Source organism: Kitasatospora sp. NPDC087861, assembly GCF_044742585.1.
Classification (GTDB): Bacteria; Actinomycetota; Actinomycetes; order Streptomycetales; family Streptomycetaceae; genus Kitasatospora.
Window position 1 is genome coordinate 1 of sequence record NZ_JBIUUS010000001.1, and the last position, 24,259, is coordinate 24,259.

Genomic DNA, 24,259 nt, shown 5'->3' on the forward strand with positions numbered 1-24,259 from the left:
CGGTCATCACGGTCTTCATTCGGTAGCCGTTGCGCGCGTTGCCGCCCTTGCGGGCGGAGCGGCCCGGCTCCGCGGTTGAGGCCAGGTGCTCGTCCGTCTCGGCTTCCAGGGCTTCCTGAAGCAGGTGCCGGGTCAGCTGCTGCAGCAGCCCGCCCTCACCGAGCAACTGCATCCCGCCGGCCCTGGCCTGCTCGGCCGCCAGCTCGGCGACCGACGCCACCACATCCGACGCACCCGTGTTCTTCCTCGGACCCATGTCCAAGGCATCGGCCCTTCCGGACTCCGACGAAACCGAACCGTCAGAAGCCGACCCGATCTGGTGATCCGTCAGCGAGCTCATCAGTGTCTCCCTTGATCAGGGTGTCCACCTGATTCATGACACTCCCTTTTACAGACCCGTTCCCGGCTGTCGGGCCGACGTCCCGTCGGGCCGGACGTCGTCGTCGGGCTCGGGCACCGGTTCGTCGGCGGGCAGGTCATCCTGCTCCGCGTCCGTCACCGGTGCGGGCTCGGTCGCCGGTGCAGGCTCGGCGTTTTCGCGGAGAGGGAGTTCGCGCTCGGCGGGCTTCGGTTCGGTGGTGGTCGCGGTCGCGGTCGCGGTTGCGGTGGCGCGGTGGGCGAGGAGGGTGCCGCCGAAGAAGGCGAGGGCGGGCCATCCGGCGACCATGATCCGCAGCCAGGCGGGGACGTGGGCGAGGTCGAGGAGGCCGGCGGTGGCGACGTTCGCGCCGAGGGAGGCGGTCAGGGCGATGGCGAACCAGGTCCAGGCGGTGCCGGCGGGACGTCCGGTGGTGCGCAGGGTCCGCATGCGGTGCCAGGCGGCGACGAGCAGCAGGTCGACCGAGACGGGGTAGGCCCAGGCTTTCCAGCCGTGTTGTCCGGCGGCTTCGGCGATGTCGTGGAGGTGGGCGAAGGACAGAGCGCCCGCGATGGCGGCTTGTACGAGGACGGCGTCCGGGCGGGGTAGACGCGGCGGTGGGGTGGTGGCGGTCATGCGGAAGGTGGTCCTCGCGGGTCAGGTGGTGGTTTGTGGGATTGCCGTCTTTGCCGTCTTGGGGCTGCGGGACGGGCTCTGAGCTGGGGCGGGTTCGGCTGCCCGGGTGGTGCCGTGGACGCGGCGGTGTGCGGGGTCGGGACGGTGCGTATAGCGCCGAGGGTCGGGCAGCGGGGTAGGTGGTGGGCGGGGCGGGCACGCGGCCCGAGTACCGGCACGGCTGCGGCGACCGCTGCGGGCGCAAGCCCGGCTTCTGCCCGCAGAAGGAGCCGATCCGACGCGAGACCAAGGACACCAAGTCCCGAGCCGGGCGACGTGCGGTGCCGCTGCCCGAGCAGCTCGTCGTGATCCTCCGGCAGCACAAGGAGGAGCAGGACCGCGAGCGGGCCCTCGCGCGTCACCTCTGGACGGACAAGGGCTACGTCTTCACCTCGGAGACCGGCGAGCCGCTCAACCCCAGCACCGATTACCACCACTGGAAGCGGCTCCTGCGCGAGGCCGGCATCCGCGACGGCCGCCTCCATGACGCCCGTCACACCGCCTCGACCGTCCTCCTCCTGCTCGGCGTGCCGGAGCGGATCGTCATGGCGATCATGGGCTGGTCCTCGACCTCGATGGCCCAGCGCTACCAGCAGGTCACCGAGCCGATGCTGAACGACGTCGGCAGGAAGATCGGCGCGGCTCTGTGGGGCGACGTCGGATCTGGCCCAGAGGAGCCCGGTGAAGACGCCGCCTGAGGCCCAGAACCCCAACTGAGACGACGACACGAAGAAGGCCCCGACCGGAAACCCGGTCGGGGCCTTCAACTGCCCTACTGGGCAAGGGCGGAGGATACGAGATTCGAACTCGTGAGGGGTTGCCCCCAACACGCTTTCCAAGCGTGCGCCCTAGGCCTCTAGGCGAATCCTCCGTGGGAGAGCTTAGTACATGTTCGGGGGTGGTCGCGACCAGCTATCCCGTAGGCGGGAGGGTGGGGGTGGCCTGTGGATCGTCGGGGCCCGGATCCGGTAGTGTGGGGGTCAGCCCCTCGTGTGGCGTTATCTCTCTGAACCCCCCCAGGGCCGGAAGGCAGCAAGGGTAGGAGGGCTCTGGCGGGTGCACGGGGGGTCTTTGCGTTCCCGGACCGGGGGGCGGGGACGGTGGCGAGGTGAGGGGCGACGCGTTTGTCGGTGCGTCCCGATATCGTCGGGGGTGTGTCCCTAGCCCTGTACCGCCGCTACCGCCCCGAGACCTTCGCGGAGGTCATCGGGCAGGAGCACGTGACCGCTCCGCTCCAGCAGGCCCTGCGTAACAACAGGGTCAACCACGCGTACCTGTTCAGCGGGCCGCGCGGCTGCGGGAAGACGACGAGTGCGCGCATCCTGGCCCGCTGTCTGAACTGCGAACAGGGGCCGACGCCGACGCCCTGCGGGGAGTGCCAGTCCTGTCGCGACCTCGCGACCGGCGGGCCCGGTTCGATCGACGTGATCGAGATCGACGCCGCCTCGCACGGTGGTGTGGACGACGCGCGTGAGCTGCGGGAGCGGGCGTTCTTCGCGCCGGTGCACAGCCGCTACAAGATCTTCATCCTGGACGAGGCGCACATGGTGACCTCGGCCGGGTTCAACGCTCTGCTCAAGGTGGTCGAGGAGCCGCCGGAGCACCTCAAGTTCATCTTCGCGACCACCGAGCCGGAGAAGGTGATCGGGACGATCCGGTCCCGGACGCACCACTACCCGTTCCGGCTGGTCCCGCCGGGCACGCTGCGCGACTACCTGGCGGAGGTCTGCGGCCGGGAGGGCATCCAGGTCGAGGACTCGGTGTTTCCGCTGGTGGTCCGGGCCGGGGCCGGGTCGGTGCGTGACTCGATGTCGGTCATGGACCAGCTGCTGGCCGGTGCCGCCGAGGGCGGCGTGACGTACCAGATGGCGACCGCGCTGCTCGGGTACACCGACTCGGCGCTGCTGGACGAGGTGGTGGACGCCTTCGCCGCGCAGGACGGGGCGACGGTGTTCCAGGTGATCGACCGGGTGGTCGAGGGCGGGCACGACCCGCGCCGCTTCGTCACCGACCTGCTGGAGCGGCTGCGCGACCTGGTGATCCTGGCCACCGTGCCGGACGCGGGGGAGAAGGGGCTGATCGACGCCCCGGCGGACCGGGTCGCGATCATGCAGGCGCAGGCGGACGCGTTCGGTGCGGCGGAGCTCAGCCGGGCGGCGGACATCGTCAACACCGGGCTGACCGAGATGCGCGGCAACGCGGCGCCCCGGCTGCAGCTGGAGCTGATCTGCGCCCGGGTGATGCTGCCGGGCGCGTACAGCGACGAGCTGTCGCTGCAGGCACGGCTGGACAAGCTGGAGCGCCGGGCGGCGGCTGGTGGACTGGCCGTGCCGGTGGGCCTGGGTGCGCCGGTGGGCCTGTCCGCGCAGGTGGGCCTGGGTGCGCAGGTGGCGCCGCCCGCCGCCGCGCCTGTTCCGGCGCCGGCCCCGGTGGCCGAGGCCGCCCCGGCGCAGGCCCAGCCCGTGCAGACGGCACCGGTCGCACCGCCGGCCCCGGTAGCCCCCGCGCCGGCCGCCCCGGCGGCGCCCGCCGGGCCCGCGCCGGGCGCCTGGCCGATCCCGCGCAGCTTCCCGCCGGCGGGCGGGGCCCCGGCCGCCGCTCCCGCGCCGCAGTCGCCGGCCCCGGTGGCCGAGGCCGCCCCCGCCCCCGCGCCCGCGCCCGCGCCCGCTCCCGCCCCCGCCCCCGTAGCGCCCGCGCCCGCGCCCGCGCCGGCACCTGCCCCGGCGCCCGTGGGCGCCCCGGCCGGGCAGCCGTCGGGCGCCGCGCAGCAGGGCGCGGCGCAGGTCCGGCAGCTGTGGCCGCAGATCCTGGAGGCGGTGAAGAACCGCCGCCGCTTCACCTGGATCCTGCTCAGCCAGAACGGCCAGGTGGCCGGGTTCGACGGCAGCGTGCTCCAGGTGTCCTTCATCAACGCGGGCGCCCGGGACAGCTTCGTCGGCAGCAACAGCGACGACGTGCTGCGCCAGGCGCTGGCCGACGCGCTGGGTGTGGACTGGCGGATCGAGTGCATCGTCGACCCGTCGGGTGGCAGCTCCGGTGGCGTTTCCGGTGGTGGCTCCCCGGCCGCCACCCCGTCCGGTGGTGGCTGGGGAGCCCCGGCCCGTCCGGCGGCCGCCGCGCCGCCGGCCCCGGCGCCCGCGCCGGTCCAGCCGCAGCCCTCGCCGCAGGTGCCGGCCGCCCCGGTGGCGCCCGCGCCGGTCCAGGCCCCGTCGCCGGTGGCCGCGCCGTCCGCCCGCCCGGTGCAGGCGGTGGCGCCGGAGGACGACATCCCGGAGGAGGACGACCCGGACCTCAACGAGGAGGCGTTCTCCGGTCAGGAGCTGATCATCCGCGAGCTGGGAGCGACGGTCCTGGAGGAGATCCACCACCGCGGCAACTGAGCGACGGCCCGCCCCGGCAGCACGTAGGCTCGGCCGTGACGACGCGAGCGGACTGCGCGCAGGACAGCAATGCAGGATCGCGAGCACGACAGCGAGGAGTGAGCCGTGTTCCCCGGTGGTGGCCAGCCCAACATGCAGCAGCTGCTGAAGCAGGCGCAGAAGATGCAGCAGGATCTCGCGCAGGCGCAGCAGGAGCTGGCGGAGACGAAGGTGAGCGGTTCGGCGGGCGGTGGCCTGGTCGAGGCCACGGTGACCGGTGCCGGTGAGCTGGTGGCGCTGACCATCGCCCCGGCCGCCGTCGACCCGGAGGACACCGAGACCCTGGCCGACCTGGTCCTGGCGGCCGTGCGGGACGCCAACCAGTCGGCGCAGAAGATGCAGGCGGAGCGCATGGGCCCGCTGACCCAGGGCCTGGGCGGCGGCATCCCCGGCCTGCCGTTCTGACCTCGTAGGGGTTCAGCGGCGACCCGGCAGGCCGGTCCGACCCGGACCGGCCCACGGGCCCGTGTCCGACCCGCCCAAGGGGCCGACCAGGCGGGCCTGAAGTTCTGGAGTTCAGACAACGGTCCCATGTGATTTATGTGGGAGTCGGGCGTCGGGCGGTGCGTCCGGCGCCCGATTCGTTGGATGATGGCACCGGAGCACCACCGACCATCCGAGGGAAGGCGCGACGTTGTACGAGGGCGTGGTTCAGGACCTGATCGACGAACTGGGCAGGCTGCCCGGCGTCGGGCCCAAGAGCGCCCAGCGGATCGCCTTCCACATCCTGCAGTCCGACCCGACCGACGTGCGCCGCCTCGCGCACGCGCTGCTGGAGGTCAAGGACAAGGTCCGCTTCTGCACGGTCTGCGGCAACGTCGCGGAGGCCGAGCAGTGCCGGGTCTGCCTGGACCCGCGCCGCGACCTCGGCGTCATCTGCGTGGTCGAGGAGTCCAAGGACGTCGTCGCCATCGAGCGCACCCGCGAGTTCCGCGGCCGCTACCACGTGCTGGGCGGCGCGATCAGCCCCATCGAGGGCGTCGGCCCGGACGACCTGCGGATCCGCGAGCTGCTGGCGCGCCTCGCGGACGGCACGGTCACCGAGCTGATCCTGGCCACCGACCCCAACCTGGAGGGGGAGGCGACCGCCACCTATCTGGCCCGGCTCTGCAAGCCGATGGGCCTGAAGGTGACCCGGCTGGCGAGCGGACTGCCCGTCGGCGGGGATCTGGAGTACGCGGACGAGGTCACCCTCGGCCGCGCCTTCGAAGGGAGACGACTGCTCGATGTCTGACCGGACGATCAACCAGCAGCCCCACACGCCCCACCAGCCGTCCCACGGGCAGGCCCACCAGCCGCCGCCGGGGCAGCCGCACGGGGAGCCGCAGAGCCACACCCCGCACACCCACGCGCACGGTTCGGAGCCGGACGACTTCGCCGTGCAGATCGCCGACTCGGTGGAGAGCTTCGTGCTCGCCGTCACCGAGGTCGCCAAGGGCGACGAGCCGGGCAGCGCGGTCTCGCTGCTGCTCCTGGAGGTCTCGCAGCTGCTGCTGGCCGGTGGCCGGCTGGGCGCCATCGAGGACGTCGTCCCGGAGGACCGCTTCGAGCCCGACACCGGACCGGAGCCGGACGGCGAGCAGCTGCGCGAGCGCCTGGCCGTGCTGCTCGCGCCGATCGACGTCTACCACGAGGTCTTCGACCCGTACGGCCCGCCGGAGAAGCCGAACGCCTTCCGGATCTCGGACGACCTGGCCGGCGTGGTCGGCGAGCTGCAGCACGGGCTGACCCACTACCGCGAGGGCCGGGTCAGCGAGGCGCTGTGGTGGTGGCAGTTCTCGTACCTCTCCAACTGGGGCACGACCTGCACGGCGGTGCTGCGGGCGCTGCAGTCGCTGATCGCGCACGTCAGGCTGGACAGTCCGATCGGCGCGGTGCCGGACGGCGCCGACACCGACGACGACGGCCTCACGGACGAGCAGCTGGAGCAGCAGGCCGGTGACCTGATGGCGGCCGAGCTGGGCCTCGGGCGGTAGCACCGGTTTCCGGTGCACCCGTGGTGTCCGGGGCGTCGTGGGCGGCGCGGCGGGTTTCGGTGTGCCCCTCGGATTTCGCCGCGTGCCCCGGGTTTTCGCCCCGCGCCCCCGGTTTTCGCCGCGCGCCCCGGTTTTCGCTGAGTGCCCCCGGCGCCCTGGCGTCCGGCCCCCCGGCGGCTGATGGTGACGAATGCCTCAGCATTCCGCGCGGAAAAGAAATCCCGCCGGATCGCCGCCCATTCGTCCGCCGATTCTTCGGAGCGGCGGCGAATTACCCGCAGACCTGCCGGTGGGCCGCCCGTTTCGCCGACCACCTGCTGAAACGGGCGTCTCATCATATGGAAAGCGCCGGTTGCGGCACCCCTGCTCGGTAGACTGGCGTCGACCGCACACCCCCCTTCCCCCGGAGGGTGCGGGGGCCTGGCGCCCCCGGAAGACGACACAAGTCGAGGAGCGCACGTGGGCCTTGTCGTGCAGAAGTACGGCGGCTCATCCGTTGCGGATGCCGAAGGCATCAAGCGCGTAGCCCGCCGAATCGTTGACGCCAAGAAGGCCGGCCATGAGGTCGTCGTCGTGGTGTCCGCGATGGGCGACACGACGGACGAGCTCATCGAACTCGCGGAGCAGGTGTCACCGCTCCCTGCCGGCCGTGAGTTCGACATGCTGCTGACCGCTGGAGAGCGCATCTCCATGGCGCTGCTGGCCATGGCGATCAAATCCCTGGGTCACGAGGCCCAGTCCTTCACGGGCAGCCAGGCCGGTGTCATCACCGACTCGGTCCACAACAAGGCGCGCATCATCGACGTGACGCCGGGTCGCATCCGCACCGCCCTGGACGAGGGCAACATCGCGATCGTGGCCGGCTTCCAGGGCGTGTCGCAGACCAGCAAGGACATCACCACGCTGGGCCGGGGCGGCTCGGACACCACCGCCGTCGCCCTCGCCGCCGCGCTCAGGGCCGAGGTCTGCGAGATCTACACCGACGTGGACGGCGTGTTCACCGCCGACCCGCGCGTGGTGTCGAAGGCCCGCAAGATCGACTGGATCGCGTACGAGGACATGCTGGAGCTGGCGTCGTCCGGTTCCAAGGTGCTGCTCGACCGCTGCGTGGAGTACGCCCGGCGCTACAACATCCCGATTCACGTACGCTCGTCCTTCTCGGGTCTTCCCGGGACGATCGTCAGCAACGAGAACCCGAACAAGCCCGAAGGGGGCGAGATGGAGCAGGCCATCATCTCCGGAGTCGCCCACGACACTTCCGAGGCCAAGGTCACGGTCGTCGGCGTGCCCGACAAGCCGGGCGAGGCGGCCCGGATCTTCCGTGCCATCGCGGACGCCGAGGTCAACATCGACATGGTGGTGCAGAACGTCTCCGCCGCGTCGACCGGGCTGACGGACATCTCCTTCACCCTGCCCAAGGCCGAGGGCCAGAAGGCCATCGACGCGCTCGGCCGGGTCAAGGAGGGCATCGGCTACGAGTCGCTGCGCTACGACGACGCGATCGGCAAGATCTCCCTGGTCGGCGCGGGCATGCGCTCCAACCCGGGCGTCACCGCGGCCTTCTTCGAGGCGCTGTCCGCCGCGGGCGTCAACATCGAGCTGATCTCCACCTCGGAGATCCGCATCTCGGTCGTCACCCGCGCCGAGGACGTGCCGGAGGCCGTCCGCGCCGTGCACAGCGCCTTCGGACTGGACAGCGAGACGGACGAAGCCGTCGTCTACGGAGGCACCGGGCGATGACCCGGCGGGCGAACCTCGCCGTCGTCGGCGCCACCGGCGCGGTCGGCGAGGTGCTGCTCGGCCTGCTCTCCCTCCGCCAGGACGTCTGGGGCGAGGTCCGACTCATCGCCTCCCCGCGCTCGGCCGGCCGCACGCCGGTCGTGCGGGGGGAGCCGGTCGAGGTCGTCCCGCTGGCGGAGGAGGCCTTCGAGGGGATCGACGTCGCCGTGTTCGCCGTCCCCGCCGAGGTCGCCGCCCAGTGGGCGCCGATCGCGGCCGCCAAGGGCGTCGTGGTGGTCGACGACTCCGCCGCCTTCCGCACCGCCGAGGACGTGCCGCTGGTCGTCCCCGAGGTCAACGCGGCCGCGCTGCGGCTGCGCGCCCGCGGCATCGTCGCCAGCCCGGCCAGCACCACCCTCGCGATGATCGCGGCCGTCGGTGCCCTGCACGCCGAGTACGGGCTCGCGCGACTCGTCGTCGCCTCCTACCAGGCCGCCTCCGGCGAGGGCCGGATCGGCGAGGCGGCGCTGCGCGAGCAGACCGCCCTGGTGGCCGGCACCGAGGTCGGCCGGCAGACCGGCGACCTGCGCGCGGTGATCGCCGAGCACGGGCCGTTCGCCGGCCCGCTCGCCCTCAACGCGGTGCCCTGGACGGGCTTCCTGATGGACGGCGGCTGGTCCTCCGAGGAGGTCGGCATCCGCGACGAGGCCCGCAAGGTCCTCGGCCTGCCCGCCCTGAAGGTCTCCGCGACCTGCGTCCGCATCCCGGTCGTCCGCACCCACGCGCTGGCCGTGCACGCGGTGTTCGAACGCGAGGTCACCCAGGAGCACGCGCAGCAGATCCTCCGCGACGCCCCCGGCGTCGTGCTCTACGACGACCCGGCGGCCGGCGAGTTCCCCACCCCGAACGACGTGGTCGGGACGGACCCGGTCTGGGTCGGGCGGGTGCGCCGGGCGCTGGACGAGCCGGCCGCGCTCGACCTCTTCCTCTGCGGCGACAACCTGCGCAAGGGCGCGGCGCTCAACCTGCTGCAGATCGCGGAACTGGTGGCCGGCGAGCTGACACTGGAGCAGGAGGGGGACGCGCTCTAGGGCAGGAAGGGACACGCCTCAGGGGGAGGAAGGGGCGCGCCCAGGTGCAGGAAGGGGCACACCTCGGGGGAGGGAGTGTCCGCTCCTCGACACAATCTGTCCGGAATCCCGATGGAATCCCCTGGAGGCCGCTTCCGCCGATGCGGAAGAATGGCCCCCGGGCTGGGCAACCATGACAGGGGATCGAGTGTCCAACGGGCGTGGCGAACGTGATGGTGGGGGTAGGGGCGGGCATCCCGGCGAGAGCCGCGGTGGCCTTCCTCTCGCGTGCCCCGTGGCCGGCGAGTAGGCCGGAAGACGACCAGATGACCTCGGTCGCACCCGGTGCGGCGGACTCCGGTGCCGGTACCGACGCGGGTACCAGCGAGGACCTGCTCACCGAGACCTACCAGGCCCACTACCGCTCCCTGCTGCGGCTCGCCGCGCTGCTCCTGGACGACCTCTCGACCTGTGAGGACGTCGTCCAGGAGGCGTTCATCCGGGTGCACGCCGCCCGGCGCCGGGTCCGCGAGCCCGAGAAGACCCTGGCCTACCTGCGGCAGACCGTGGTCAACCTGTCCCGCTCCACGCTGCGCCGACGGATCCTCGGTCTGCGGCTGCTGCCCAAGCCCATGCCTGACATGGCCAGTGCAGAAGAAGGCGCTTACGATGCGCTGGAGCGCGACCAGTTGAAGGCCGCGCTGCGTGGTCTGCAACGCCGTCAGCGGGAGGTTCTGGTGCTGCGTTACTTCGTGGACATGACGGAGGCGCAGGTCGCCGAGACCCTCGGTATCTCGCTCGGGTCGGTGAAGGCCTACGGTTCGCGCGGACTCGCCGCCCTGCGCACCCAGATGGAGGCCGGACATGGCTGACGGCGCCGGGCAGCGGCCCTCGGGCGGCGAGGACGACGGGTTCTCCGCCGAGGAACGGGCCGTCCGCGAGCTCATGCGGCACGCCGTCGCCGACATCCAGCCCGAGCCCGGCGGCCTGCCGCGGATCCGGCACGCCGTACCCCGCCGCCGGGCCGTCCGGCGCGGGGCCTGGACCGGCGCCGCCGCCCTCGCCCTCGCCGTCGCCGTCGCCCTGCCCGCGCTGCACGACGGGGAGCACCTCGGCCTGTCCGGCGGCCCCGGCTCGGCCGACGCCACCAGCCCGTCCGTCGCCACCCCGACCGGCACCAGGACCGGCGGCAGCACCGGCACCGGCACACCCTCGCGCCCCGGCCCCAGCGGCACCGGCGACACCGCCTCGCCCTCTGCCCCTGCCACCGCCTCGCCCAGCCCCGGCACCAGCACCACCCGCCCCGACGGCACCCCCGCCGCGCCCGTCCCCGCCGCCAGCACCGGCGACAGCGCGATCGTCCCGCTCTGCACCCGCGCCGACCTCGGCCAGGGCGGCGCGCAGGTCGGCCCGGCCGACGCCGACGGCCGGATCTACGGCTCGTTCACCGTGGTCAACGTCTCCGGACACGGCTGCCGGCTCGGCGGCCCCGGCGCCGTCGCCGTCACGGCGGTGAGCGGCACCGACCGCAGCCTCGTCCGCACCGCCGACCACACCGCCGGCGACCCGGCCGCCGCCCTGCCCGCGATGGACGCGGACCCCCCCGTCCTCGCCCCGCAGGCCGGCTACCGGGTGCCGTTCGCCTGGATCCCCGACCGGATCTGCCCCACCTCCGGCGGTGGCGCCGCCACCACCGCCGCGCCCACCGGCCAGGGCGGCGCCAAGTCGGCCGCCGCCGGCTCCCAGGCACCCGCCGCCAGCGGCGCCGCCCCGGCGACGGACGCCTCGGCGGCCCCCAGCGGCGGCCCCCAGCCCAGCTCGTCCCCCAGCGCCGGGCCCACCACCGGCACCAGCCCCACCGCCACCCCGACCGCCAACCCCAGCACCCGGCCCGCCACCGCCACCATCGCCCACACCCCCGCCCCCGGCAGTCCCGCCGTCGCCACCGCCACGCTGCCCATCACCTGCGCCGGCACCCTGTACCGCGGCGGCGTCCAGCCGGTGGGGGCAACGGCGCCGCAGCCGTCGGGCTCGCCCTCGGCGGGCTGACGGGGGCGCCGGCCCCGGCGGGGCTTCAGCCCGTGACGGTGACCGGCCCGGTCGGCCGGGCCGGCGGCGCACCCCGGGGGGCGGGACGGGTGTGAGGAGTGGTTACCGTGGGGGGTGTGTACCGGTTCCTCCTGACTCCCCGCTGGCTCGGCGGCACCGCGCTGGCCGTGGCGGCCGTGGCGGTGTGCGTCTGGCTGGGCTCCTGGCAGCTCGGCCGGTTCGAGGACCGGTTCTCGTCGCATCGGGAGACCAAGCAGTCCATCACCGCTTCGAGTGATGTCCGGCCGATCGACGACCTGCTCAACCCGGCCGCCCCGCAGGTGAACACCGAGACCGTCGGCAAGCCCGTCACGGTCACCGGCAGCTACGACGCGGAGCACCAGCTCCTCGTCCCGAACCGGGTGGTGGACGGCAGGCAGGGCTACTACGTGCTGACCCCGCTGCGTACCGCGGACGGTCACGTCGCCGCCGTGGTCCGCGGCTGGGAGCCCGGTGCGCCCGCCGAGGGCGCGTCCGCGGCCGTGCCGCCGCCGACCGGGCAGGTGACCGTCACCGGTCGGCTACAGGCCGGGGAGAGCAGCGGCAGCAACGGCGCGGTGGCGGGCGGTCTGCCGGCCGGCCAGCTCGGCACGATCAACCGGGCGGCGCTGCTCAACGTGCTGGCGTACGACGGCTGGTACGACGGCTGGGTGGCCGCCGACGCGGTGCCGGCCGGGCTGACCCCGGTGCCGACCGTCCAGCCGCAGGGCGGGGACGGGCTCACCCTGCGGGCCTTCCAGAACCTGGGCTACACCCTGGAGTGGTTCGTCTTCGGGGGCTTCGTCATCTTCATGTGGTTCCGCCTGGTGCGCCGCGAGGGGGAGGCGGAGCAGGACCGGGCCCTCGGTCTGGACCCGGTCCTGGACTGACCCTCCGGCCGTCGGCGCCGCCTCGGTGCCTCGGTGTCTCGGCGCCTCGCGTCAGCGCGCCGGTTTGCCCGGTGACGTCGGAGCCGTCGGGACCGCCGGTACGGGCGGTACGGTCGTCGGCTTGCCCGGCGCCGTCGGGGTGGTCGGCACCGGCGTCGGCGACTCGGTGAACACCGGCTCGTCGTGGCAGCGGCCGTGGCCGCCGTTCACGGTGTCGGCCGAGTCGTAGTGGTCGATGTGGTGGTGCACGGTGCGCCCGGTCTTCGACCCCTTGGACCCGGAGCCCTTCGAACCGGACGAGCCCTTGGAGCCGCTCGACCCCTTCGACCCGCCGGACCCCTTGGCGAGCTGGACCACGTCCTCGCCCCCCGCCGGCGCGTAGGCCGCCCGTACGACGGCCGGCCCCGGTCCCGCCCCCGGCGCGCTCGCACGCGTCGCCGTGGCGACCGGGCTCGCGGCCGGGGCGGCCGGAGCCGCCGGTGTGGTCGGTGCGGCCGCCGTCGGCGTCGGACTGGGCACCGCGGGCCCCGCCGGGGGCGGGCAGGAGGCCTCGGTGCCCTGCCCGCCCGAGCAGCCGGTGAGCACCAGGGCCCCGGCCACCGCCACCCCCGCGAGCGTCAGCCGACGCCTCACACCGACCCCCCGTCGCCGGCCCCGGTCCCGGCCCCGTTCCCGTTCCCGTTCTCGGCGTCCGCCACCGCGGCGAGGTGACGTCGGACGAAGTCGATCTCCAGCCGCAGCTGCTTGATCCGCTCCTCCACCACCAGCGACCCGTGCCCGGCGTCGTACCGGTAGACCTCGTGCGGCTTGCCCAGCTGCTCCAGCCGCTCGACGTAGTTCTCGATCTGCCGGATCGGGCAGCGCGGGTCGTTGACCCCGGCGCTGATGTAGACCGGCACCCGCACCTGCTCGACGTAGCTGAGCGGCGAGGAGGCGGTGAAGCGCTCCGGGACCTCCTCCGGGGTGCCCCCGAAGAGGGTGCGGTCGAGCGACTTGAGCGCCTCCATCTCGTCGGCGTACGCGGCGTGGTAGTCCGCGACGGGCACGGCGGCGATGCCCAGAGCCCAGCTGTCCGGCTGGACGCCGAGGCCGAGCAGGGTCAGGTAGCCGCCCCAGCTGCCGCCGCTGAGCACCAGTCGGCGCGGGTCGGCGAGGCCGCTGGTGACCGCCCACTCCCGGACGGCCGCGATGTCCTCCAGCTCGATCAGGCCGACCCGCCCGTGCAGGGCGTCCGTCCAGGCCTGGCCGTAGCCGGTGGAGCCGCGGTAGTTGACCCGGACCACCGCGAAGCCGTGGTCCAGCCAGGCGGCCGGTCCGGCGGCGAAGGAGTCGCTGTCGTGGTGGGTGGGGCCGCCGTGGACCTCGAACACGGTCGGGAAGGGGCCTTCGCCCGCTCCGGCCGGCCGCTGCACGAGGGCGTGCACCCGCCCGCCGGGCCCGTCCACCCAGGCGTCCTCGACCGGGACGGAGCCGGGCGGCACCGCGCCGGGCGCCCGCAGCACGACCGTCCCGGTGGTGGAGCGGACGGCGGAGGGCTCGGCGGCGGAGGACCACAGGTACTCGACGGTGCCGTCCGGACGGGAGGTGGCGCCGCCGACGGTGCCGCGCGGGGTGTCCAGCCGGGTCAGCCGGCCGTCGGCGAGCGTGTACGAGAACAGCTCGCTGCGCGCCTCGTACTCGTGCTCGACGAGCAACGCCTCGGCGCCGGGGCGCCACTGGGCGGAGACGTCGCCGGGCAGTTCGCGCCCCCGCTCGTCGCGCAGCGGCAGCGCGGTCTCGGCGCCGGTGGCGACGTCCCAGATCATCGGCTCCCAGCGGCCGGTGCGCTGGTGGGCCACCAGCAGCCGGGTGTCGCCCTCGACCGGGGCGAAGCCGAGGCAGGCGACGCCGCGCGGTTCGTCCCGGCCGGTCACCTCGTCGAGTTCGGCGACGGTCGAGCCGTCGGAGAGACGGACGACGCGGATCGCGGAGTGCATCGCGTCGCCGTGCTCGGTGTGGTCGATGGCGAGCAGCGTGCTGTCGTAGCTCAGGTCGCCGACGCCGCCGTACTCCTCGTGCCGGTAGATCTCGACGGCCTCGGCCGCGCCGGGGCGGCGCAGGTGCAGGGTGGTGCCGTCCTCGTCGGTGGACCGGCCGACGACCACCGTGCCGTCGCGGCCGAGCGCCAGCCCGGCCGAGTAGGAGGCGGCGAGGCCGGGCACGGCCTCCTCGTCGCGGGCGTCGGCCTCGCGACCCTCGGGCCCGCCGGCGAAGGGCAGGCGGCGCCAGACGCCGAACTCGTCGCCGTCGTGGTCGTCGAACCACCAGACCCAGGCGCCGTCGGGGGACAGCTCGGCGTCAGTGGTGCCGTTCGGTCGGTCGGTGACCTGGCGGTGGGTGCCGGTGGCGCGGTCCCAGGCGTAGACCTCGTAGGTACCGGTCGCGTTGGACACGTACAGCGCCCGGTCGGGGGCGTCCTCGGCCCAGTCGGGCAGTGACACCCGGGCCGCCCTGAACCGCTGCTCCCATGCCGGTACGGCGCTCTTCTCCTCGCTCATCCGACCATCCAACCCGATCGGGGGGACAGAACGGAACGGGCGGGGGCCGTAGCCCACCACCCGTTCCGTTCCGCCGACCCCGCGGGGTGGCCGGACCGTGCCCCGTCCGCTGTGGGGCTAACCCCTGCGGGGCAGCAGCCGGACCAGGCCCACCAGCACCAGCTCCAGCACCGCCAGCGCCGTCACACTGCGGCCGAACGCGGCCACCGGGTCGCCGGCGCCGTAGTACAGCAGGCCGATCAGCGCGATGCCGAGCGCCCCGCCGACCTGCTGCACGGTGGCCAGCACCCCGGCCGCCGAACCGGCCAGCCGCGGTTCGACCCCGGCCAGCACGACGGAGGTCACCGGGGCGATCACCAGGCCCATCCCGAGGCCGTCCACGAACAGCCCCGGTGCCAGCCACCAGACGCTCCCGCCCGGCGCGCCGTACACCGCGAGCGCGAGCAGGCCCAGCCCGGCGGCCATCAGCAGCCCGCCGACGGTGATCGTCCGCCGTCCGCCGAGCCGGGCGGCGACGCGGTGGGCGGCGTTGGAGGTGAGCAGGTAGCCGAGGCCGATCGCGGTGAACACCAGTCCGGCGCCGAGCGCGTCCAGGCCGCGGCCCAGCTGCAGGTGCAGGGCGAGGACCAGGAAGAAGGAGGCCTGGCCGAGCCAGAAGGCGAGCTGGGCGAGCAGACCGGCACCGAAGGACCTGGTCCGGAACAGCCGGGTGTCGACCAGCGGGGAACCGGTGTCCCGGGCGCGGTGCTGGTGCACCGTGAAGCCGGCCAGCAGGGCGGCCGAGCCGCCCAGGCAGAGCCAGGTCCACAGCGGCCAGCCCTGCTGGGGGCCCTGGATCAGCGGCAGCACCAGGCCGGTCAGCGCGGCGGTGACCAGCAGCACGCCCACCGGGTCCAGGCCCGGCCGCTGCGGGGCGCGCGACTCCGGCAGACAGCGGCGGACCAGGGCCAGGGCGGCCAGGCCGATCGGCAGGTTGATCAGGAAGCAGCTGCGCCAGCCGAGGCCGAAGAGGTCCGCCCGGATCAGCAGCCCGCCGATCAACTGGCCGAACACCGAGCCGACGCCCATGGTCAGCGCGTACCGGGCGAAGGCCCGTGCCTGCGCCGCGCCGCTGAACGCCGTCCGCAGGATCGCCAGCACCTGCGGGCCCATCAGCGCCGCCGCCAGGCCCTGCACCACCCGGGCGCCCACCAGCGCGGCGGCGGTGGGGGCGAGGCCGCAGCCCGCGGAGGCGAGGGTGAACAGGGCCAGGCCGAGCCCGAACACCCGGCGGCGGCCGTACCGGTCGCCGAGGCGGCCGGCGGTGACCAGGCCGGCCGCGAGGGCCAGGCTGAACCCGGCGATCACCCACTGGACGGCGGCCGGTCCGGCGCCCAGGTCGGCCTGGACGGACGGGACGGCGACGTTGACGACGAAGAAGTCGAGGGCGGTCATGAAGGTGGCGGTCAGGACGACCGCCAGCAGGCCGCGCGGGGCTTCGGGCGTCGCGTCGGCCGGAGCCTCGGTTGTCGCCTCGGTTGTCGCCGCGGTCTCGGTCGCGGTAGCGGTCTCCGAGCGGTTGGTCAGGGCGGTGCTCATCTCGGCTTCTCCTCAAGGGGGTTGGGGCGGCGGTCAGGGGCGGTGGGGGCGCCCCTGACCCGTCCGGCCTGTCGTCAGGCGCCCGGGACGCGGTCCAGGAAGCCGTACACCGAGCCGATCCGGCCGTCCGGCGAGGCCACCAGCACGTCGAAGCCGATCACCACCGGCTCGGCGCCGGCCGGCCCGAGGTTCCAGGTGAACCGGGCGATGTCGTGGTGCGCGTCCACCGGGCCGAGGGTGAACTCCAGCCCGGGGAACTGGGCCTGGGCGGCGCCGATCAGCGCGTCGATCGCCTCCCGGCCGGTGACGGCGGCCAGCGGGTCGGTGTAGCTGCCGTCCTCGGCCCACACCTCGTCGACCAGCTTGCGGCGGGCGGCCGGGTCGGTCTCGTTCCAGACCGCGAGGTAGCGCTCGGCGAGCTGCTGGAGGGTGCTGGCGGTGATCTCGGTCATGGTCTTCTCCCGTGTCCTGGTGGGTGGTTGGCGGCTCGTTCCCGCTGCTCACCAAGGTAGGGACGGGGCGGCGCGGGCGAATCGGTCACGTATCGGTACGGGGGTACGTAGCGTTCGGCGACGGGGTACGCAGGTGCGCTCGGCCTCGGTGGCGCCGCCCGTTCCCGCGCTCGGTAGGGTCGGGGCATGCTGTACGGGAGGGAAGACGAACAGTCCGTCGTGGCGGCGCTGTTGGACGCGGCACGGGAAGGCCGCAGCGGGGTCCTGCTGCTCCGGGGCGAGCCCGGGATCGGCAAGACCGCGCTGCTGGACCACGCGGTCGCGCGGGCGGGGGAGCCGTTCCGGGTGATCCGGGCCGCCGGCGTCGAGTACGAGGCCGAACTGCCCTTCGCCGGGCTGAGCCTGCTGCTCGCGCCCGGCCTCGACCGGCTGCACGTCCTGCCCGGGCCGCAGCGACGCGCCCTGGAGGCGGCGTTCGGGCTCGCCGAGGACCGCACCCCGGCCGACCGGCTACTGGTCGGGCTCGCGACCCTCGGGCTCCTCGCCGAACTCGCCACCGAGCAACCGCTGTTGTGCATCCTTGACGACGCGCAGTGGCTGGACGACGCCTCCCTGGACGCGCTGCTGCTGGCCGCCCGCCGACTCCAGGCCGAGGGGGTGGCCCTGCTGCTCGCCGCCCGCACCGGCAGCGCCGCTCCGGAACTCCCGAACACGGGCTTCCCCGAACTCCGGCTGACCGGCCTGTCCGAGCCCGACGCCGCCCGGCTGCTGGAGCACCGGGCCGGCCCCGACCTGCCCGCCGCCGTCCGCGACCGGCTGCTCGCCGAGGCGGCCGGCAACCCGCTCGCCCTCACCGAACTCCCCGTCACTACCGGTGCGCAGGCGCCCGCCACCGGCTCGTCGGCACCGGCCCCGGGCGGCCTGCCGCTCACCAGCCGGCTGCTGATCGCCTTCCACGGCCAGGTCACCGGCCTGCCCCCGGCCACCCAGACCCTCCTGCTGGTCGCCGCCGCCGAGGAGAGCGGTGAACTCGACGTCGTGCTGCCCGCCGCGGCCGCCCTCGGCATTCCCGCCGAACACCTGGGCCCCGCCGAGGAGTCGGGCCTGGTGGCCGTCACGCCCGGGCGCCGGATCGCCTTCCGCCACCCGCTCCTGCGCGCCGCCATCCTGCAACGCGCCCCGCACCACCAGCGGCTGGCGGTCCATCAGGCCATCGCCGGGGCGCTGCCGGACGGCGACCGCCGCACCTGGCACCAGGCCCTCGCCGCCACCGCGCCCGACGCCGCCCTCGCCGAAGCGCTGGAACGCACCGCCGTCCGCGCCGAGGCCCGCGGAGCCCACGGTGGCGCCGCCGCCGCGTACGAGCGCGCCGCCCGGCTCACCCCGGACCGCGACGCCGCCACCCGCCGCCTCGTCCTGGCCGCCGAAGCCGCCACCGAGGAGGGCAGGTTGGCACAGGCCGAGGCGCTCGCCGACGAGGCCGGGGCCCGGACCGACGACGCCCTGGCGCACGCCCTGCTCGACCAGGTCCGGGCCACCGCGCACTTCTGGCGCGGCTCCCACCCGACCGCGTACCGGCTGCTGCTCGACGCCGCCGGCACCGCCATCGAGGCGCCGTACGCCGCCCGGATGCTGTTCCAGGCCTTCCACACCGCCTGGTACGTGGGGGAGGAACCGGTGGTCGCCGTCCTCGACCGGCTGGCCGCGCTACCGCTCGCCGACGACGACCCGCTCACCCCGCTCGCCCGCCACCTGCCCGCCGCCGTACTCCCGGCCCTCGGTCGGCCCGCGGCCCGGCCGCCCGCCGCCAGGGACACCGCCGCGGCCGCCCGCAAGGCCGGCGCCGAGACCCCGGTCGACCTCGTCCAACTCTGCGGCGCCACCCTCATCCTCGGCCGGGACGACGAGACCGCCGAACTCGGCGGCGAACTCGTCGCCGAGGCCCGGGCCAAGGGCACCATCGGCGTGATGCCCACCCTGCAGTTCTTCCTCGCCGAGGCCGAACTCTTCCACGGCCGCCACCGCGACGCCGAGGTCACCGCCACCGAGGCCCTCGCCCTCGCCCGCGACACCGGCCAGCACCAGTGGGTCAGCCAACTCACCGCGCTCCTCGCCCACCTGGCCGCCCTCGACGGCGCCACCGACCGCTGCACCCGCCTCGCCGCCGAAGCCCTCGCCGCCACCGGCCCGCAGACCGCCGCCCCGGCCGCCGGTCGCCCCTGGGTGCACTGGGCGCTCGCCCTGCTCGACCTCGGCCACGGCCGCGCCGGCGACGCCGCCGACCGCCTGCACACCCTCACCACCGGCCCCCACCGGCACCACGTGAGCGCCACCCGGGCCGTCCCCGACCTGGTCGAGGCCGCCGTCCGGCTCGGCACCCCCGAACGCGCCGCCGAACCGTACGAACGCTTCGCCCGCTGGACCGCCGCCGCCGACCGCCCCTGGACCGAGGCCCTCCGGCTGCGCTGCCAGGCCCTGCTCGGCCCCGACGAACTCGCGGAATCCGCCTACCGCGCCGCCCTCGACCTGCACGAGGACGCCCACCGCCCCTTCGAGCAGGCCCGCACGGCCCTCCTCTACGGCGAGTGGCTACGCCGCTCCCGCCGCCGGACCGACGCCCGCCCCCACCTGCGCGCCGCCCTCGAAACCTTCGAACGCCTCGCCGCCCACCCCTGGGCCGCCCGCGCCCGCGCCGAACTCACCGCCACCGGTACCCCCGCCCCGGCCCCCACCGACACCCCGCACTCCCCGCTCACCCCGCAGGAACTCCAGATCGCCCGCCTGGCCGCCCAGGGCCTCACCAACCGCGAGATCGCCGCCCAACTCTTCCTCAGCCCCCGCACCGTCGCCCACCACCTCTACAAGGCCTACCCCAAGCTCGACATCACCTCCCGCACCGACCTCCCCACCACCCTCTGACCCCCACCCCACCCAGCTCTCCGGAGCAGCTCCGGAAAACCACTCAGGGCTGGGCTCCGGAAGGGGGCCGGCCACTGGGTCGTATGGGGGCGTCCCCTGCCAGGGCGTAGCGCGCCGGGGGGAGCCCCTCCCTTTCCGTACCCGCTTCGATCGGGCGCTGGTCAACCGTTCAGTTCTGCGACAGGGCGAAGGCCAGCATCGCGGTGGAGGTGAAGTCGACCGAGGGTTCCACGGTCTGCCAGGCGCCCGCGTCGTCGAGGAAGCGGGCCTTGGCCCCGTCGAAGTCGGTCCAGGCAGTTCCGGGGTTGGAGGAGCAGCGCTTCATGGTGGGGAAGGTGTTGAGTTCGGCGAGCTTCTCTGCGGCGTTCGGCCCGTTGACCACGGCGCCGCGCAGGATCTCGCCCGTGCCGTCGAGGCTGCCGCCGAGGTTGGCCAGTTGGTGTTCCGGGCAGTGGGGGTAGACCTCGCCTGCGCCGATCATGAAGGTGCTGCCCCAGGAGTTGGCGCCCAGGGCCCAGCCGCGCTGTTGTGCGCCGAAGGCGTCGTAGTGGTGGTCGCCGGTGGCCTTGCCGTACAGCTGTGCGGTGGCGACCAGGCCGAAGGTGTGCGGTACCGAGTCGAAGTCGGTGTACACCGCGCCTGCCCTGAAGGGGTCCGTGGCGGCTCGGTTCACGCCGTCGTCCAGCTGTCGGCGCAGGTCGCCCTGCAGATCGGCAGGAGTCACGCTGTCCGTGCCGCTGTCACCGCCCGTCTTCAGGGCGGTGAGCAGGTCGGCGTGGGCGAGGGCGCTGACGTCGGCGACGCCGAGGGTGCCCTTGGTGTCGGAGCCGATGTACTGCTTGGCCCAGTGCCCCGCCTGCTGCTGCCAGCCGGCGGCCCGGCCGTCGCCCAGTGCCTTGGCTGCCAGGCTCATTTCGGCGGCGCCGAACTCCATGTCGTCCTGCCAGGAGTACTCGGGGTAGAAGTTGTGCGGGAACGCGGTGACCAGTTCGTCGCCGGGCTCGGTGTCCGCCTTGGCGTAGACGGCCGCGGCCTTGTTCAGCCAGGACTTGGCGGCGGCTGGATCGCTCTTGGCGCTGCTCTGCGCGGCGAGCGCGAAGACCGCGGCCACGCGGCCGGCCAGGTTGGGGCTGATCGCTGCGCCGGGCTCGTTGGCCCGGAAGACCGGCCGGTTCTTGATCAGGTAGTCGGGGTCACCCGGTTTCACGTCCAGCTTGTCGTCGGCCTCGGGCAGCCGCCAGACGTCGTGGTCGGTTCGGACGTTGTCGTTGCCCGCGCCGATGCCGACCTGGGCGTAGAGGGTGCCGGTCTTGCCGTCCCACATCTTGTCCAGCCAGGCCAGGCCTTGCTTGGCCTCGTCGGCCAGACCTGCGGCGTGCGGTGCGGTGCGCAGGGCCAGCAGCAGATCGGCGGTGCTGTAGGCGGTGGTGTGCGTGAACTTGAGGAAGTCGCCTGCGTCGGACCAGCCGCCGGAGACGTCGATGGGGCCGCCCACCGGGGTCAGCTTCGCGTCGAGCAGCTGGGTGCCGTCCTCGTTGTAGTGCGGGGTGGCGTAGACCGTTGCCGTGCGGTCCGCCAGGTGCGAGGGCTTGCGGTGCATGACATCGGGCAGGACGTCCGCGCCGTCGCGCTGGGCCTGGAAGAAGCGGACGTTGTCCTCGATGAGCGGGGTGAGCAGGTCCTTGGAGGGCGCGATGCGGAACTTCGGGGAGCTGCCGGAGGCCGTGCCGGTGAGCTCGAGGCGGTAGCTGCCCGGGACGTCGACGGCCGACAGGTCCACGGTGTGGACGTCCGGGTACTTGCTGTTCCAGGTTCCGGTGCGGCTGCCGACCTGGCCGGTGGCCACGGTGGTGCCGTGTTCGTCCACCAGTCGGTAGCCGGCCCGGCTCAGTCCGGCTTCCGTCCCCATCACGAAGGCCTGCTTGGCTTCCCCGACGGCGTAGCCGACCTGGTCGACCCGGATCGCGGCCGGGCCGGCCTGGGACGGGTCCCCGTCGGTGGTTGTCCCGCTCTCGGGCAGGGCGTAGAAGACTGCGCCGATGCCGAGCGCGGTGGTTGCGAGGAGTGCGGTGGAGCGCAGGCTCCAGGTGAGGCCAGCTGGGAAGGTGGGCATGGATTCACTCTGCTCGGTTGTGTATGAGGCGAAGATGAGGGGGCTTGGCGGGGACGGCCTGGCCTCGCCAGGGTGGTCCCGGCCGGCGAGAACTGCCTTACGGGCGGAGTTCTCGCACCAGTCGGCCACCCTGAGTGAGCGCCAGATGGTGGAGGTGGGCCTTGCCGATGGCGCGGGTGATGCTGGTGAGGGCCGCGGGGCCGGGGTTCCCGGCGGGAGTTGTTCCACCCGCGGGCAGGGCGTAGAAGACTGCGCCGACGCCGAGCGCGGTGGTTGCGAGGAGTGCGGTGGAGCGCAGGCTCCACTTGGGGCCGGCTGGGAAGGTGGACACGGCTCCACCCTGCCCGGTGCTGCATGAGATGAGGATGAGGTGGCCTGGCGATGACGGCCGGGCGTCGCCAGGTCGCGTCAGCCGCTCTTGCGCTCTGGCAGCAGCAGCTCTGCCAGTGTCCCGCCGCCGGTGGCCTGGGAGAGCTGGGCGGTGCCGCCGTGAAGCTCGGCCACCCAGCGGACGATGGCGAGGCCGGTGCCGGTGCCGGTGCTGGCGGCCCCGGTGACGCGTCGCTCGAAGACCCGGGTACGGTCCTCGGCCGGCACGCCGGGGCCGTGGTCCCGGACCGCGACCCGGGTGGCGGCGACCGTCACGTCGACCGGAGTGCCGCCGCCGTGCCGTAGGGCGTTCTCCACGAGGTTGCGGACCGCTTGGGCCAGCAGCTCGGGATCCCCGTCGACGATGACGGCCTCGGTGGTGACGGTGACGCCGGTGGGGTCCGGCAGTTCCTCGATGGTCTGTTCGACCAGCTGGTCGAGGCGTAGCGGGGTGAGTTCGACTTCCTGGGTGCCGGCTTCCACGCGGGCTCGGGCCAACAGCCCGGTGACGAGTCGGCCCAGCCGGTCGACCAGCCGCACCGCCTCGTCCAGGGCTGCGGGGGCCCGGTGCGGTGAGGCGCTGCCGTTCTCCACCACCAGGCGCAGGGTGGCCAGTGGTGTGCGCAGTTCGTGGGCGGCTTCCGCGAGGAACTGCTCTTGCTGCTCAAGTCCTTGGAGGGCGGGGCGCATGGAGCGTCCGGTCAGCAGGTGGCCCACTGCGGCGGCCGCCAGCACGAGTGCGACGCAGCCCAGGGCGAGCCACTGGATCAGCCGCTTGTGGTCCGCCTGGCTGCGTGCGGGGTCGGCTCCGACCAGCACGGTGGCGCCGATCCGGTCACCGTCCCAGACCGGGGCCGCGGCCCAGTGGTACTGGCGCCCGTTGGCGGCGGTGGTGGTGACCAGGGTGGTTTCCTGGTCGTGTTGGACTTCCTGCCGGATCTCGTCGAGTTCTGCTTGTCCGGGCAGGGCGGCCTGGGAGGGGTACGCGTAGCGGATCCGTGGTCCGGCGTTCGGGGTCGCCTGGACGACCGCGAGTGCCTCGGCGCTGCGGGCGAGTTCGTCCTCCTGCAGCGAGTCCAGGCGCAGGGTGCCGTCGGCGTCGTAGTAGAGGGTGCGGGCGAGGCCGTCGGCGCGGTGGCTGACGGCGTTGTCGAGATCGTTCGTGCGGGAGTGGCTGTCGGTGCGGACGGCGATGGTGGCGAGCACCAGCAGGCAGACGGCGGTCGTCGCTGCGAAGAGCAGAGTCATCACCCACCGGACGCGATGCAGGCGCGCGGCGGCTGGAGTACGTGACATCACAGGCCCGTGGCCGGGTCGGCGAGGCGGTACCCGGCGCCGCGTACCGTCAGGATGAGTTCAGGTGGTCCCAGCCGCCGGCGCAACTGGCCTATGAGGACGTCGACGACATTCGAGAGCGGTTCGGCCTGCTCGTCCCAGCAGCGTTCGATGAGTTCACTGCGGGTGACCACCTCGCCGGCACGCAGCATCAGGACCTCCAGGACCGCGAACTCCTTCGCGGTCAGTGTGAGCAGCACGCCGTCTCGCCGCACCCGGCGGCGGGGGAGGTCGAGTTCCAGGTCGCCGACGCGAAGCTCGGGCAGCCGTGCGGGCTGGCCGCGGCGGCACAGGGTGCGCACCCGGGCGTTGAGCTCGGCGAACGCGAACGGCTTGACGAGGTAGTCGTCGGCGCCGTGCTCGAAGCCGGCCACCCGGTCGGCGACCGCGTCCAGTGCGGTGAGCAGGAGGACCGGCAGGGTGGAGCCCGCCTTGCGCTGAGCGGAGAGGAGGGTGAGCGCGTCCCCGTCGGGCAGAGTGCGGTCGGCGATCAGGCAGTCGTAGTCGTTGACGGCGAGTTTGAAGTCGGCCTCGGCGAGATCGCCGGCGAAGTCGACGGCGAAGCCGGCTTCGCGCAGGCCTCTGGTGATCGCCGGGCCAAGCTCTGGGTCGTCCTCAAGGACCAGTACGCGCATGACCGGGGAGCCTACTTGGTCGGAAAGATCGCGAAGGCCTGGGTCATGGCGATGAGAGTGGATTATGCGGCTTTGCTGGATCTGGGCATCCCCGAAGTGGACCGGTGGTCGCCGGTGCGCGCTCGGGAGGCCGTCGAGGCCCCGCAG

20 protein-coding genes, 1 tRNA gene, 1 other RNA gene and 1 pseudogene are annotated in these 24,259 nt (G+C 73.8%); 12 read left to right on the forward strand and 11 right to left on the reverse strand.

The window, feature by feature from the left end:
* Both ACIOJE_RS00005 and ACIOJE_RS00010 read right to left on the reverse strand, forming a co-directional pair.
* On the reverse strand, positions 1–340 hold a 340-nt coding region (locus ACIOJE_RS00005; RefSeq protein ID WP_400772280.1), incomplete at its 3' end, for a transposase.
* Between the two features lie 48 nt (positions 341–388).
* Positions 389–994, reverse strand: a complete 606-nt coding sequence (locus ACIOJE_RS00010; protein WP_400772283.1) for a DUF2637 domain-containing protein — start codon at positions 992–994, stop codon at positions 389–391.
* 200 nt (positions 995–1,194) lie between these two features.
* On the opposite strand from ACIOJE_RS00010, the pseudogene ACIOJE_RS00015 reads away from it, so the two are divergent.
* Positions 1,195–1,731: pseudogene (locus ACIOJE_RS00015) on the forward strand (tyrosine-type recombinase/integrase); the annotation flags it as partial.
* Between the two features lie 88 nt (positions 1,732–1,819).
* Here the strand turns inward: ACIOJE_RS00015 and ACIOJE_RS00020 are convergent.
* Positions 1,820–1,904 (reverse strand) — tRNA-Ser (locus ACIOJE_RS00020).
* 111 nt (positions 1,905–2,015) lie between these two features.
* Here ACIOJE_RS00020 and ffs point away from each other — a divergent pair.
* The 10 genes from ffs (at position 2,016) to ACIOJE_RS00070 (ending at position 12,174) form a co-directional block, all read left to right on the forward strand.
* An RNA gene (ffs, locus tag ACIOJE_RS00025) (signal recognition particle sRNA small type) lies at positions 2,016–2,106 on the forward strand.
* An 81-nt stretch (positions 2,107–2,187) separates the two neighbouring features.
* A complete protein-coding gene (locus ACIOJE_RS00030) occupies positions 2,188–4,413 on the forward strand; it encodes a DNA polymerase III subunit gamma and tau (RefSeq protein WP_400772285.1) in 2,226 nt (741 codons plus the stop codon).
* A 105-nt stretch (positions 4,414–4,518) separates the two neighbouring features.
* Complete coding sequence (locus ACIOJE_RS00035; RefSeq protein WP_063348649.1) at positions 4,519–4,857, forward strand: YbaB/EbfC family nucleoid-associated protein; 339 nt, start codon at positions 4,519–4,521, stop codon at positions 4,855–4,857.
* Between the two features lie 229 nt (positions 4,858–5,086).
* Positions 5,087–5,686: a recombination mediator RecR gene (gene recR, locus ACIOJE_RS00040; RefSeq protein WP_280673486.1), complete on the forward strand. Its 600-nt coding sequence runs from the start codon at positions 5,087–5,089 to the stop codon at positions 5,684–5,686.
* Positions 5,679–6,428 carry a DUF5063 domain-containing protein gene (locus tag ACIOJE_RS00045; RefSeq protein WP_280673484.1) on the forward strand — a complete coding sequence of 250 codons (750 nt, stop codon included), beginning with the start codon at positions 5,679–5,681 and terminating at the stop codon, positions 6,426–6,428. The genes recR and ACIOJE_RS00045 overlap by 8 nt, the downstream gene beginning before the upstream one ends.
* Before the next feature lie 459 nt (positions 6,429–6,887).
* Positions 6,888–8,168: an aspartate kinase gene (locus ACIOJE_RS00050; RefSeq protein WP_280673482.1), complete on the forward strand. Its 1,281-nt coding sequence runs from the start codon at positions 6,888–6,890 to the stop codon at positions 8,166–8,168.
* Positions 8,165–9,238, forward strand: coding sequence for an aspartate-semialdehyde dehydrogenase (locus tag ACIOJE_RS00055; protein ID WP_400772289.1), 1,074 nt, complete (start codon positions 8,165–8,167; stop codon positions 9,236–9,238). The genes ACIOJE_RS00050 and ACIOJE_RS00055 overlap by 4 nt, the downstream gene beginning before the upstream one ends.
* Positions 9,239–9,543: 305 nt before the next feature.
* Positions 9,544–10,089 carry a SigE family RNA polymerase sigma factor gene (locus ACIOJE_RS00060; protein WP_280673478.1) on the forward strand — a complete coding sequence of 182 codons (546 nt, stop codon included), beginning with the start codon at positions 9,544–9,546 and terminating at the stop codon, positions 10,087–10,089.
* Complete coding sequence (locus tag ACIOJE_RS00065) at positions 10,082–11,266, forward strand: hypothetical protein (RefSeq protein WP_400772291.1); 1,185 nt, start codon at positions 10,082–10,084, stop codon at positions 11,264–11,266. The genes ACIOJE_RS00060 and ACIOJE_RS00065 overlap by 8 nt, the downstream gene beginning before the upstream one ends.
* 116 nt (positions 11,267–11,382) lie before the next feature.
* Positions 11,383–12,174, forward strand: coding sequence for an SURF1 family protein (locus ACIOJE_RS00070; RefSeq protein ID WP_280673475.1), 792 nt, complete (start codon positions 11,383–11,385; stop codon positions 12,172–12,174).
* A 51-nt stretch (positions 12,175–12,225) separates the two neighbouring features.
* Here the strand turns inward: ACIOJE_RS00070 and ACIOJE_RS00075 are convergent, their stop codons facing one another.
* From ACIOJE_RS00075 to ACIOJE_RS00090, 4 genes are all read right to left on the reverse strand, one after another.
* Positions 12,226–12,807 carry a hypothetical protein gene (locus tag ACIOJE_RS00075; protein ID WP_400772294.1) on the reverse strand — a complete coding sequence of 194 codons (582 nt, stop codon included), beginning with the start codon at positions 12,805–12,807 and terminating at the stop codon, positions 12,226–12,228.
* Positions 12,804–14,711: a S9 family peptidase gene (locus tag ACIOJE_RS00080; protein ID WP_400772296.1), complete on the reverse strand. Its 1,908-nt coding sequence runs from the start codon at positions 14,709–14,711 to the stop codon at positions 12,804–12,806. Before ACIOJE_RS00080 ends, ACIOJE_RS00075 begins: the two co-directional genes overlap by 4 nt.
* A 117-nt stretch (positions 14,712–14,828) precedes the next feature.
* Positions 14,829–16,289, reverse strand: a complete 1,461-nt coding sequence (locus ACIOJE_RS00085) for an MFS transporter (protein WP_400772299.1) — start codon at positions 16,287–16,289, stop codon at positions 14,829–14,831.
* 74 nt (positions 16,290–16,363) lie between these two features.
* The gene (locus tag ACIOJE_RS00090; protein WP_280673467.1) at positions 16,364–16,741 is read right to left on the reverse strand and encodes a nuclear transport factor 2 family protein; all 378 of its coding nucleotides are present in this window, start codon (positions 16,739–16,741) and stop codon (positions 16,364–16,366) included.
* 186 nt (positions 16,742–16,927) lie between these two features.
* Between ACIOJE_RS00090 and ACIOJE_RS00095 the strand changes: the two genes are divergently transcribed.
* On the forward strand, positions 16,928–19,660 hold the full coding sequence (locus ACIOJE_RS00095; protein ID WP_400772301.1) for an ATP-binding protein: 2,733 nt from the start codon (positions 16,928–16,930) through the stop codon (positions 19,658–19,660).
* Positions 19,661–19,829: 169 nt separating this feature from the next.
* On the opposite strand, the gene ACIOJE_RS00100 is transcribed toward ACIOJE_RS00095, so the two are convergent.
* From ACIOJE_RS00100 to ACIOJE_RS00115, 4 genes are all read right to left on the reverse strand, one after another.
* Positions 19,830–21,773 (reverse strand): glycoside hydrolase family 9 protein, encoded by a 1,944-nt coding sequence (locus ACIOJE_RS00100; RefSeq protein WP_400772304.1) that lies wholly within the window; start codon positions 21,771–21,773, stop codon positions 19,830–19,832.
* Positions 21,774–21,870: 97 nt separating this feature from the next.
* The gene (locus tag ACIOJE_RS00105; protein ID WP_400772307.1) at positions 21,871–22,104 is read right to left on the reverse strand and encodes a hypothetical protein; all 234 of its coding nucleotides are present in this window, start codon (positions 22,102–22,104) and stop codon (positions 21,871–21,873) included.
* A gap of 77 nt (positions 22,105–22,181) precedes the next feature.
* A complete protein-coding gene (locus ACIOJE_RS00110) occupies positions 22,182–23,390 on the reverse strand; it encodes a sensor histidine kinase (RefSeq protein WP_400772800.1) in 1,209 nt (402 codons plus the stop codon).
* A 47-nt stretch (positions 23,391–23,437) separates the two neighbouring features.
* Positions 23,438–24,112, reverse strand: coding sequence for a response regulator transcription factor (locus ACIOJE_RS00115; protein ID WP_280673459.1), 675 nt, complete (start codon positions 24,110–24,112; stop codon positions 23,438–23,440).
* Positions 24,113–24,259 lie beyond the last annotated feature (147 nt).